Annotated in this window: 12 protein-coding genes and 2 tRNA genes; 10 read left to right on the top strand and 4 right to left on the bottom strand. The window is 52.0% G+C overall.

What is annotated here, in order from left to right; all coding sequences use genetic code 11:
- Positions 1-82: 82 nt before the first annotated feature.
- From ACZ5OO_RS06080 to ACZ5OO_RS06055, 6 genes are all read left to right on the top strand, one after another.
- Positions 83-187 (top strand) — tRNA-Thr (locus ACZ5OO_RS06080).
- A 17-nt stretch (positions 188-204) separates the two neighbouring features.
- Positions 205-951: an alanyl-tRNA editing protein AlaXM gene (gene alaXM, locus ACZ5OO_RS06075; RefSeq protein WP_464078038.1), complete on the top strand. Its 747-nt coding sequence runs from the start codon at positions 205-207 to the stop codon at positions 949-951.
- Positions 935-1675, top strand: a complete 741-nt coding sequence (locus ACZ5OO_RS06070; RefSeq protein WP_013266283.1) for a hypothetical protein — start codon at positions 935-937, stop codon at positions 1673-1675. Before alaXM ends, ACZ5OO_RS06070 begins: the two co-directional genes overlap by 17 nt.
- 54 nt (positions 1676-1729) lie before the next feature.
- Entirely contained in the window at positions 1730-3304 is a 1575-nt protein-coding gene (locus ACZ5OO_RS06065) for a glycogen/starch synthase (protein ID WP_013266282.1), read from the top strand.
- Positions 3301-4725, top strand: a complete 1425-nt coding sequence (locus ACZ5OO_RS06060) for a glycoside hydrolase family 57 protein (protein WP_013266281.1) — start codon at positions 3301-3303, stop codon at positions 4723-4725. Before ACZ5OO_RS06065 ends, ACZ5OO_RS06060 begins: the two co-directional genes overlap by 4 nt.
- A 92-nt stretch (positions 4726-4817) precedes the next feature.
- The gene (locus ACZ5OO_RS06055) at positions 4818-6077 is read left to right on the top strand and encodes a sugar phosphate nucleotidyltransferase (RefSeq protein WP_013266280.1); all 1260 of its coding nucleotides are present in this window, start codon (positions 4818-4820) and stop codon (positions 6075-6077) included.
- A gap of 14 nt (positions 6078-6091) precedes the next feature.
- On the opposite strand, the gene ACZ5OO_RS06050 is transcribed toward ACZ5OO_RS06055, so the two are convergent.
- Positions 6092-6322 (bottom strand): hypothetical protein, encoded by a 231-nt coding sequence (locus ACZ5OO_RS06050; protein ID WP_464078037.1) that lies wholly within the window; start codon positions 6320-6322, stop codon positions 6092-6094.
- 47 nt (positions 6323-6369) lie between these two features.
- Here ACZ5OO_RS06050 and ACZ5OO_RS06045 point away from each other — a divergent pair, with 47 nt between their 5' ends.
- Entirely contained in the window at positions 6370-7731 is a 1362-nt protein-coding gene (locus ACZ5OO_RS06045; protein ID WP_464078036.1) for an acetyl ornithine aminotransferase family protein, read from the top strand.
- 179 nt (positions 7732-7910) lie between these two features.
- Here ACZ5OO_RS06045 and ACZ5OO_RS06040 read toward each other — a convergent pair whose 3' ends face one another.
- A complete protein-coding gene (locus ACZ5OO_RS06040; RefSeq protein ID WP_048812729.1) occupies positions 7911-8180 on the bottom strand; it encodes a MarR family transcriptional regulator in 270 nt (89 codons plus the stop codon).
- A gap of 71 nt (positions 8181-8251) precedes the next feature.
- Between ACZ5OO_RS06040 and ACZ5OO_RS06035 the strand changes: the two genes are divergently transcribed.
- Positions 8252-8584, top strand: coding sequence for a hypothetical protein (locus ACZ5OO_RS06035; RefSeq protein WP_464078035.1), 333 nt, complete (start codon positions 8252-8254; stop codon positions 8582-8584).
- Between the two features lie 119 nt (positions 8585-8703).
- Here the strand turns inward: ACZ5OO_RS06035 and ACZ5OO_RS06030 are convergent.
- Positions 8704-8791 (bottom strand) — tRNA-Leu (locus tag ACZ5OO_RS06030).
- 76 nt (positions 8792-8867) lie between these two features.
- On the opposite strand from ACZ5OO_RS06030, the gene ACZ5OO_RS06025 reads away from it, so the two are divergent.
- Entirely contained in the window at positions 8868-9212 is a 345-nt protein-coding gene (locus ACZ5OO_RS06025) for a hypothetical protein (protein WP_048812728.1), read from the top strand.
- Here ACZ5OO_RS06025 and ACZ5OO_RS06020 read toward each other — a convergent pair.
- On the bottom strand, positions 9202-9516 hold the full coding sequence (locus ACZ5OO_RS06020; RefSeq protein WP_148217102.1) for an IclR family transcriptional regulator: 315 nt from the start codon (positions 9514-9516) through the stop codon (positions 9202-9204). The two genes, ACZ5OO_RS06025 and ACZ5OO_RS06020, sit on opposite strands and share 11 nt — an antisense overlap.
- Positions 9517-9780: 264 nt before the next feature.
- Here ACZ5OO_RS06020 and ACZ5OO_RS06015 point away from each other — a divergent pair, with 264 nt between their 5' ends.
- Entirely contained in the window at positions 9781-11583 is a 1803-nt protein-coding gene (locus ACZ5OO_RS06015; protein WP_464078034.1) for a glycoside hydrolase family 15 protein, read from the top strand.
- The last annotated feature ends 70 nt before the right edge of the window (positions 11584-11653 follow it).

The raw sequence follows: 11653 nt of genomic DNA, 5'->3' as shown, positions 1-11653 counted from the left end.
TACACATGGTGGGATACATAGCTTAATCAGTTGCAGTAGAAGCGAAGCATTAATAACGGCCCACCCTATGGCTAACTGGCGGGCCGCCGTAGCTCAGCCGGTAGAGCGCCGGCCTCGTATGGGCTCTGGCCAAGGCCGAGGTCGAGAGAGCCGGTGGTCGCGGGTTCAAGTCCCGCCGGCGGCTCCACGCCTGGGGTGTAGTTAATGGTAAGGCTGCTTTACCAAGAGGACTCATACGTGAAAGAGTTCGAGGCCACGGTGACCAGGGTTGATCAAAATAAGATATATCTAGACGCTACGGCCTTTCACCCAGGGCCCTCTGGAGGCCTTGATGCTGACACGGGCCTCCTGGTGCTGCCCTCAGGCTCAACAGTAAAGGTAGTGAACGTTATCGAAGACGGTGATGATGTAGCTCACATAACAGAGGCTCCGGTTCAGCTATCCCCTGGGGATAAAGTAAAGGGCGTTCTGGACTGGGAGAGAAGGTACTCCATGATGAGGCTCCACACGGCGAGCCACGTCCTGGCCGCGGTGCTCTATAATAAATATGGAGCCAAGATAACCGGAGGGCACATTAAGCCTGATGAAGCGCAGGACGACTTTGACCTGAGCGGCGTGGAGAACTGGAGACAGGCTATACTGACCGCTGTAGACGAGGCAAATAATGTGCTCAGCAGGTGCATTGACGTCAAGGTCTACTGGCTTGAGCGCGACAGGGCACTTCAAATTCCCGGCATAGTAAAGCTTGCCGGAAGGCTGCCCCCGGCAGTTGACAAGCTTAGAATAGTTGAGATACCGGGAGTTGACATACAGGCCGACGGAGCCCCCCACGTCAAGAACACCTGCGAAGTGGGTCACATAGAGGTCGTTAGCGTGGAGAACAGGGGCAAGACTAGAAAGAGGGTCTACTACCGCCTCTCACAGGTGCCCGCTGGTGCTCGGACAGCCTGATGCAGACTCGCTGGTCAAGGAGTGCGGCAGCTTAAAGCGCTGGATCCTTGACACTGATGGCATACCCACGTCACTGAAGCTGGCAATAGATGATCAGGAGGCATTTAAGGATGAGTTGCCCAGGTTGGCTGCGACTTCCCGGCACCTTATAGATGTTCTTATAAACAAGTACAGGGCTGAGGTCGAGATACCCAGGAACGTAGATCCCGTGTCGGAGTTCAAGGTAACGGCGTGGCCTGACCTAGTTAACGAGGAACTGGGCCTCGTGGGCCTTGTGCTCTACTCCTGGTTTCCGTTTTCCATATACAGGGGTGACAACAAGGCCGAGTACGAGCCCATAGAGCTGGTCTTCGCTAGAAACAACGATAACGACTATAGGCTGCTCTTTGCCTACGCAAGGGTTCACTATGACCTGTGCGAGTATAACCTGGCAGGCTTAAGTAAGGTTACCATACGCTTCCTGTACCATGGGCACACCCCATTCATTGATGGGCTCGGCTATATCAGACTTAAGTGCCCTAAGGTCAAGAGCAGCGCAAGGCGCGTAGGAAGGAAGTACTGGGACCGAATATGGTTAGGCACGGCGCTGACCTTTGAAAAAATTGTTAAAGGGACAAGGATGCCCCTGAGCCTGCTTCTTAAGCTCGGTACGCTAACTATAATGCAGTGCCCAAACCACTCAACAGCTAACCCCTTTAGGTCCCCTATAACCATCAGAATTTAATCCACGCAGCCCCTGGATTATAAAACGGGTTTAAGCTTGCCTCCAAGAGCTTTAGTGGCGCCTCGTTCAATAAAGAGGGCCTGGATCCTGACGTTTGAGCTATCACCACTGGTTAAGGTCGGCGGCCTTGGGGAGGCGGTCTTCAGGTACGCGAAGTATTTGAGCAAGAAGGGCGTAGAGGTAACGGTCCTCATGCCCTCGCATGGGAGGCACCTAGACCTCGGCATTAGAACCAAGTACAACTTAAGGCCATTGGACTTTGCAGTGTGTGGGAGCAGGAAGGGGCTTGACGGCAACAGCTATAACTACTGTCTTGGCGCTGAGGAGGCCCTCATGGAGGGCTTCAGGGTTGTCATGTTTAAAGGGCTTGACTACTCAACCGGCGTGATATTTGACTCGTGGAACCCTTATGCGTATGTCGAGGAGAAGGCAGCCCTCATGGCTAGGGCCGTGAAGGCCTTCTCGTGGATCGAGGTTCAGCCTGACATTATACATGTCAATGACTGGCACACGGTGCTGGCAGGAATATCGTTGCGCGACGAACTTGAGAAGAGGGGCTACGCTGTGCCAGTACTTTACACTATACACCTCAGCGGCTCCCCAAGCTTTCCATGGCACTACGCCTCGCCAGAGTGGTCAGGGCTTGACGATGAACCGCACCTGGTGTGGAGGGTGTACAGGCACGAGCCTGTCAGCAACAGGGCCGTGTGGGACTCCGTAGGCGGCAACGTAGAGGCCTTTGGTGTCATAGAGGCTGACGCCGTACAGACCGTAAGCTACAGCTACTTAAATGAGGAGCTTAAGAAGAGGTACGGCGATTGGATAGGGGGCAAATCATGCGTTGCATACAACAGCACGGAATGGAGCGTTAAGGAGGTCGAGAGATGGATAGAGAGCAACTATGGCAACGTTGACCATCAAGTTCTCTTCGAACTAATAGACAAGTACGTGAGACCTGGCTCATGGCTTGATAAAATGGACGAGAGCCTGGCGGTCTTCATAGTTGCGGGCAGACTGACGTCCCAGAAAGGCATAGACATAGCAATAAGGGCCCTGGATTACGCTCCCTCCGCCTCGCTGGTAGTGTTGGGAGTGCCCGTGGGCGATTATGGCTATGAACAGTATATCAAGAGGTTGGCTGAGGAGCGCAGGGGAAGAGTACTCATATCATCAAATAGGGTGCCAGATTACGCGTATAAGGCAATAATAAGGCTTGCAGCGGCCACCCTAGTGCCCTCGCGCTGGGAACCCTTCGGGCTGGTGGCCGTCGAGTCCCTAGCAGTGGGGACTCCAGTCATAGCGTCAGCGGTGGGAGGACTCAAGGAGATAGTTGTTGACCTGAGGTCCGGCAGAGGCGACGGGCTGCTAACCAGGCCTGAGGACCCCTACGAGCTGGGCCTAGCTATGGAGTCGTTGTCCCATATTATGTGGGACCACGATTTGGATCGCGTGCCCATAGAGCAGCTTAGGTCCATGGCAAAGAGGAACCCCACGCTTGAAAATGACATCAGGGAGTTCGCCATAAGTGACGTAGACAAGAGGTTCCGGCCCGAGTCCACAGCAGAGCAGCTGCTGCAATGTTATGAGAAGGCCAGGCAGATGGCCTACTACAGGGCGATATCATCATGACTTCCCACATAGCGCTGTTCTTCGAGCTGCACCAGCCTCTTCGACTCAAGAGGCTGTCACTCTACAGCCCGAGCAACCTGCCCACCAGCTTTAGCGATGTCATAGACGTCATGGGCAACTCAGAAATATTATCGCGCGTCGTCTCAAGGACCTACTTGGCCGCGACCAAGATTCTGTATGAAGCCTCACAAAAAGTGAAGGACTTCAAGATGACCATGAGTATAAGTGGCATTCTGTTAGAACAGCTCAAGAAAGAGCACGAAGAGGTTATAGATCTCCTTAGAAAGCTCGTTGACAAAGGCCTCCTTGAGCTTGCCGCCCAGACGTATTACCACTCCCTGGCATGGTTTGTCGACAGGGCAGAGTTCGAAGACCAAGTTAAGGCCCAAGTCGAGCTCGTCAGGGAGACCTTTGGCGTAAACCCATCAATAGCTGAAAACACGGAGTTCATATATAATAATGACATAGGCTGTGAGCTTCAAAGGCTTGGATTTAAGGGCGTCATCACTGAAGGGGTCGACTGGCTGCTCGGATGGAGATCGCCCAACTATGTCTACAAGAACCCGCTCTGTGGCGTGAAGCTTCTGCTTAGAAATTATAGGCTAAGCGATGACATAGGCTTTAGGTTCAGTAATAGGCAGTGGAGCGAGTACCCACTGACCGCGGATAAGTACGCCTCGTGGGTTGCCAGCACGCCAGGCGACCTGGTGGTCATCGCCCTTGATTATGAGACCTTTGGGGAGCATCACTGGCCCGAGAGCGGCATTCACGAATTCCTAAGGTGGCTCCCCGTGGAGCTTTCGAAGCGTGGCGTCACGTTCCTCAAGGCCTCCGAGGCGTTAAACCTCGAGCCCAGGGATTACCTTGATGTGCCCCCTTGGTCTACCATAAGCTGGGCCGATGAAAGGGACCTGAGCGCGTGGTTAGGAAATGGCATGCAGAGGAAGGCCTTTGACGTGCTAAGAAGGTATTATTACTTTGCTCGTGCCCTGGGCGGCACTTACCTGCGCTCATGGAGGCTCCTCTCAGTCAGCGACAACCTTTACTACATGGCAACGAAGCCTGGAGGGGAGGGGGAGGTTCACAGATACTTTAGTTACCTTGGAGACCCCTATGACTCCTTCCTGACCTACAGCTACGCGCTCGAACTCCTGGGGCTCATGATAAGGAATGGACTCAAGGAGAACCCATGCGCAGCCATTAAGGTAAAGCTGCCTGACGACCTCTGCTTCAGGTTTTACAATTCCGGCGGGGCTGAGGTGGCCAAGGCATGCAGCGTCCCAGACCTAGCCACAGCCCTTAGCACTTTGCCCAAGGAAGTCGTAAGTAAAGCGGTAAGCGCGAGTTACCTGAACAGATGGTCCCAGGAAATCTTTGGCCTAAACCTAGACGCCCTTCTAGGCCTTATCAGAAGGTGCTGATCCCACTACCATGGTATTAATGCGCTCTTTGTTGTTTCATGAAATGAAACGTGACGAACCCTTATAAGTACTAAAAGGCTAAGAAATAGTTGGTGGGCAGGATACCAGAGGTAAAGAAAGCCGCTATACCAATTGGGGGCCTGGGGACAAGGCTTTATCCATTTACTGTCGATACCTCGAAGCCTATGGTCAGGTTCCTTAACAGGTTCGTAATAGACTTCATACTCGACGAGCTCGCGCTTCAGGGCGTCGGAGAGGTGTTCCTTGGAGTTAGCGGCTTTTACAACTACAGGGACGTCTATGACCACCTTGGAGAGAGGTTCTCGGTAAGGTCCCCAGACGGTAAGAGACTGGTGCTTAAGCTCAGGTATCAGCCTAACGTAACAAGCGTAGGCAACGCGCACTCGATCTCAATACTGGCAGACTACTACGATATAAACGATGACGTGTTAGTCGTCCAAGGAGACACCGTAGTGAGCCTTAACGTCGGCGATCTAGCTAAGTTCCACGAGTCTAACGGGGCTTTTATGACCATAGCCCTCAAGAGGGTTGATGACAGGGAGTCGCTGAGACAGCTGGGGCTAGCAAAGCTAAAGGACGACTGGTCGATAGAGTCCTTCGTTGAGAAACCCGCAGATCCTGAGAAGGCGCCATCGAATTTAGCTAACACAGGCATATACCTTTTGTCTCACGACATGGTCAAGTTCCTCAGGTCTGACGAGTTCGCGTCACTTGTAAAACAGGGCAGGGGAGACTTTGGAAGGGATATAATACCCTATCTTATAGCTAAGGGCTATAAAGTCGTAGGATACCCCCTAAACGGCTACTGGTTTGACATAGGCACCATAGAGAACTTCGTGAAGGCCTCGTTCTACCTTCTCGAGTCGCTGCCACCGGAGAGGCTTGGCGTGGCTACGGTTTACCACGACACCATATATATGATGGGCTTCAGTTCAAGGTCTAAGAAGGATCACCTAGACCTGGTGGAGAGGTCGGCCCAAAAGAGGATAGACCTTAGCGGACGTGTACTTATAGGAAGGCACGTGACGGTGGAGGACGGGGCCTCTATTACGGACTCTATTATAGATAATTACGTTATAGTTAAGTCCGGCGCCAGGGTAACTAAGTCCATAGTCATGGACAGAAGCATAATAGGCGACAACTCTACAGTGGAATCTAGCATAGTGGGAAGGCATGTAGCAATGGGAAGCAACGTGAAGATTATCAACAGCTATATAGGTAACGACGTAATTATAGGCGACAATGCAGTGATAATAGACTCACAGATATGGCCCCACAGGTCAATAGAATCTAACGCAGAGATCAGCAACAGAAGGGGGCCGCCATCATGAGGTCCTTCTTTGACTTAATTCTTGGCCTGCGATGTCTTGTCTCCCTGCTTCGCCTCAACCCTATTTAGCTTTATGAACTCCGCGGCGCCGCTATGCTCCAAAATGCCTGCTGCCTTGGAAGCTGCCTCCTCTAACGTGTCAGCAGCTACATTTACAATTAAATTTGTGCCTTTTACTTTTAACCTGTACCTATGTTCTCCTTCTAGAAAATACTCCTCTACAAGCTCGAACTCGTATTTCGGCAACGTTTTCTCACCTTTAATAGATAAACCTCTGGCGCTATTAACTCTTGGTGTTCGGGTTGTCAGAGGCGCCGCTGATAAGGGTTGAGCCCCCTGGCCCTGTGGCCAGAGGCATCATAGAGAGGGACTCGAAGGCCCTTGTACAGTCATACGTTAGGTGGGTTCCACTCGTTGTTAAGGAGGGTCACGGCGCTGTAGTTGAAGATGTCGACGGAAATAAGTACATAGACCTTAACGCCGGCATTGCAGTCATGAATGTGGGCCACAGCCATCCAAAGGTGGTTCAGGCTATAAAGGAGCAGGCTGAGAAGCTTCAGCATTACTCGCTCACAGACTTTTATTACGAGAGCGCGGTAACGGCCGCTGAGAAGCTGCTAACTGTATCGCCGGTGAACAATGGAAGGGTATTCTTCACCAACAGCGGCACCGAGAGCATAGAGGGCTCGCTCAAGTTCGCCAGGTACTTCTTCGGAGGCTCAAGGCAGTACTTCATAGCGTTCCTGGGCGCCTTCCATGGAAGGACCATGGGCTCGCTCTCGCTCACCGCAAGCAAGGCCCACTACAGGAAGGGCTTCGGCCCGCTGATGCCCGGAGTCATACACGTGCCCTACCCATACCCGTACCGCTGCGTCTTCAGAACTGATGACCCCAAGGAGTGCGGCGAGGCGGTCCTTGGCTACATAGAGGACTGGATATTCGCAAAGCTCGTGGACCCCACGGAGGTCGCCGGAATAGTTGTTGAGCCCATACAGGGAGAGGGAGGCTACGTAGTGCCCCCTGACAACTTCCTCCCAGGGCTCAGGAGAATAGCTGACAAGTACGGAATACTCCTTATAGATGATGAGGTCCAGGCAGGCATGGGAAGAAGCGGCAAGTGGTTCGCAATAGAGCACTGGGGCGTCAAGCCAGACATAATGGCACTAGCCAAGGCTATAGGCGGAGGCCTGCCGCTAGGAGCTGTGGTAGCCCGCGGTGACGTGGCGGCGGCCCTCACCAAAGGAAGCCATGCAAACACTTTCGGAGGTAACCCCATCGCCACGGCCGCAATGAGCGCCGTAATTGACGTGATTAAAGAGGAAAACCTGCTGGACCACGCCACAAAGCTTGGCAACGAAGTTATCAAGTACTTCAACGACCTCAAGGACGAGCTCGAGATAATCGGGGATGTCAGAGGCAAAGGGCTCATGATAGGCGTGGAGCTGGTCAGGAACAGGCGCACCAAGGAGCCTGCCACCAAGGAGCTTGCCAACGTTATAGAGAAATCGTTCAAGCGCGGCGTGGTAGTAATAGGCTCCGGCCTGTCAACCATAAGGATAGCCCCGCCGCTAGTCATAAGTGACGAGCTTATGATGAGGGCAGTAGAGATCATAGCGGATGTGCTGAGGGAGGAGAACAGAAACCTCGCTGCGTAGCCTTCTTAACCTTCACATCTTACCCTTTTCTAGGATGTAGTTTGGCGGAAGCAGAAGAGGAGAAACTCAAGAGATCTATACTTTCGGTGCTTGGCGATCAAGGCTTGACGTTTGAGGAGATAGCGCAGCGGCTTGCATGGAATGGAGATAGAAGGCCTTTGAGAAAGGCTTTGGCTGAGCTAGTAAGGGATGGGCGGGTCCTCAGGGTACCTGACTATCAACGTAGACGCATGACATTCGTCGCCAGAAGGCAGTGAGCCCCTCAACACCCTGTAGGCTCTGTTAGAGTACCTTGCTACATACCCCTTGCTCTCTAAGGCCCTCAGTATCCTTCCCGCAGTTTTAGTGGAGATGCCCATGGCTTCGCTTAAATCCTTTGGAGTCACGTAGTTTTTGCCAAGCGACCTGATAATGCCTGCCACAAAGTCCACGCTTATGCTTACCTTCAAGTACTTCACCAGTATACTAGAAGCCTTTTATATAGGGGAGGGGGCCTGCGACAGTAGAGGTGCAAGCGAAAGTGAGCAAAGGGGCTCAGTTCACCTACTACAAAGCGCTGCTTGAGCTGCTCGGGCTAAGGGAGCTTGACGTCTACAGGTATTCGAGGAAAGGCCAAGTGAGCGACGTGATAAGAGTTCTTGAGCCTGCCTCTCACAAAGTCGTAAACGTGGACCTAGGCACCGCCAGGGAGTCGTTGAGCTACGAGGAGTTTTTGAACAGGATAAAGGAGTCTCTAGAGAGGAACGGTATTAAGATTAGTGACAGGGTTTGGTCCTCTGCCATTTACAAGGTGAAGAGCTTAGAGTCCAAGGTCCAAGCGAAGGCTCAACCTCCGGGCGAGCCGGCCAAGTGAAGCTGGCCTCCTTTAATTGCGTCTTCACTTTCACGCGGCATCATTTCATAGTCCCTAGGGAAGCTCCTTATAATATCAAGGGAAGCCCTGAAGTCCCTAGTTATGTGAGGCTCGTGCTATGGTGCGGGGGGTGGGCTTCGAACCCACGCAGGCCTACGCCAACGGGTTCTAAGCCCGTCCCCTTTGGCCAGGCTCGGGCACCCCCGCACAAATTCAGTCTTATACTTGAATGTTTAAAATCCTTATCCTCTTAACTTGAGACGGTGACTTTGGCACGGAGGAAGTGCCCAAGACCTTTACTGTCGAGGTTGACTCACTTTCGGACATAGCGAGACTTGCGACGAGCATGGCCTCCTATGCCATAGTCATGCCAATATACAGGTATTTTGAATCCGGCCTCGTCTACTACTTCATACAGACCACGTACCGAGACTACTACAAATACTATGGCATACCAATTATATACTACTTCTGTTCAAAGCCTACAGAGGATGAGCAGAGGTACAAGTACGTCCTTCTGAAGGTGGACGAGAGCGGCGAGAAGGTAGAGCTAAGCGACAGGAGCAGGCCAGGGTGGGCGGCGATACCAATAATAAACCTCAAGTCTAAGCCTCCGTTTATGCCGTAGCAGCCTCCTTCCCCTGCTGCGACTCATTGGCAGGCTGCTGGGCTAACAGAAGGTCCTCCATAGCAGCCGCGGCTGTGCCCGCCTTTTCCGCCCTCTCAAGGAACTGCTGCCCCACCAGGCTTATCTTATAAATTTTATAGCTGCCCTTTATGTAAAGTGGCTCCAACAGACCCATGCTGCTTAGACATGAAACCATCGCGAGCGCTTTATACTTTGGCATGTTAAGCTGCTGCGACACGTCGCCAGGCGAGAGTGGGCCCTTTTCTTTGAACAATTCCAAGAGGTCAATGACCGGGTCGCTCACTCAGATCCCTAAAGTGTGCTAAACCTAAGCGCCTTTTTAGGGAGCTAGCCCTGGGGGCTCGGAAGCTCAGAGTCTACTGAAACTGTACGCTGTACATTAGAGTTAAAATTCCCTGGGTTGGCAAGAGGCCAGGAGCTAACCTTGCTGGCGAGGGGCCTAGGGCTTTTCCTAATAGGACTCTTGGCCGTTACCCTGGCGGTTCCAGCCACGCGCGCGATAGGACCTGAACCCTCCACTGTAAACCTCTCACCGTCCTTCCTTCTGTTGAGCAATTGGGTAAACACGAGCTTCCTCGTCTTTACAGGCATACCGATCCCTAACGCCTCTGTTAATGGGCTTTCAAATTATGAACCCACCGTGGCCAACTTTTACGTAGGCCCCCTGGGCCTTTTACCCATAACAATGAAATTTGAGACCGGATTCTCCGCGAGGGCGTTTCTAGGCGTTAATAACAGCATTATAATATACAATAACTATGGCGAGCTGCAGCTGCTGGCTCCGCCCTACAGCAACCTGCTTCTAGCATTAGTTAGCTCTAAAGCCCCCTTCACGGTTTATGTTAACTTCTCGACAGAGTCCAGCGTAAGTTTAAACGGAGACATTGCCAGAATTTTCATGCATAGATATAACTTCTATGTAGAGCTCTGCAGCAACGATAGCCTGTCCGCACTTCACGATATCAACTACACATTAATTTCCGTTAATGTAAGTAAGGGGACTAGTTATATAGGGCTTTCGCTGAACTCATCGTGTAGTAGCAACGTAAAGGAAATCATAAACTACAATGAACTGAAGGTTAACTCGTGGCTCTTTAGGTCTAAGAGGCCTGTGGGATTAAACTCTAACTCGCTAGCAAGGGAATATTACATTTCGTTGTTGATATTAAAGGATGACCAGAACCCCTACCTGGGCACGTTTGCTGCTTCGCCGAGCCCGCTCTACCTTTATAGTTGGGTCAGGGATTCCTCCTTTGCTGCCATGGCGTTGCAGGAGTCCGGGCACCTGGATAGCGCCCTTAAGTATTGGCTGTGGCTACTTAATGCGACCCAGTACAAGAGCGGCGTCTGGTTTACTCGCTACGACTTTTATAACGGCGAGCCTGACCAGTCCTTTGGCATACCTGAACTTGACAGCGTAGGCATAGTTGAAGTTGGCATTTACCAGTACTTCCTATTAACGCACAACATAACGTTCTTAGAGACCATGTTGCCTCTCATAAATAGGAGCGTGGACGCGCAGCTTTCGTGGATACTTAACTCAAAGTTCCACTTAGTTCCTGAGGACCTCAGCGTGTGGGAGGATCGCCTTGGATACCACTTCTGGACCCAGGCATTTAACCTCATAGGACTCCTGGACTCGGCTCATCTGCTTTCGTACCTAGGATACAATGTTAGCAGAATATACTATGCCGCGTCGCTGCTCAACGAGAGCATATATGAGTACTTCTGGAACGGTTCAGCGTTCTATTCAGACCTGAGCCCGGTAGTGCTCTACACTCCAAGCGGCTCTAAAACTGCGCTTAACCCGCAGCCGCCCTTAATCAGCTCCTCGGCCCTGCTTCCACTTTCATTTAACGTAACTTTATGGCCCCAGGATGTCGTAAGGGAGAACGTGCATACTATCCTGGAGGGCCTGTGGAATGGGAAGGTAGGAGGGCTGGCTAGGTTCTATGGTGACGATTATCACTACAACGAAGACCTCTTTGACAGCAGCGGTCCTATGCCTCCCTGGATAATCACAACTCTCTTCCTTGGCCTTTACTACTCTGATACAGGCAACTACACTGCGGCCCTCAGCTTAATGACGTGGGCTTACGACCATTCTCAGAACGGGCTGCTGCCTGAGGCCATAGACCCTAACACTGGGCTTCCCCTGCCTACAACCTCGCCACTTACCTGGTCATCTGCTATGTACATAATCTTGGCCCTTAGCATTAAGCCAAAGACCGCCAATAACAATATAATCTATTATGCGGTGTCCGCAGTAGCCCTTGCAGCGGTATTGCTGGTAGCTTACCTGCTTCAAAGGGCGTCAGCCCGCAGGATAAGATCCCTCGAGGTTACCTGAAGGAATCTTTGAACCCTTTATAACTTGAGGTCCCTCAAAAAGAAACCTTATTTCAAGTTTAAAAATGACC

Source organism: Acidilobus aceticus, assembly GCF_055392325.1.
This window is presented reverse-complemented; position numbering and strand designations above follow the sequence as displayed.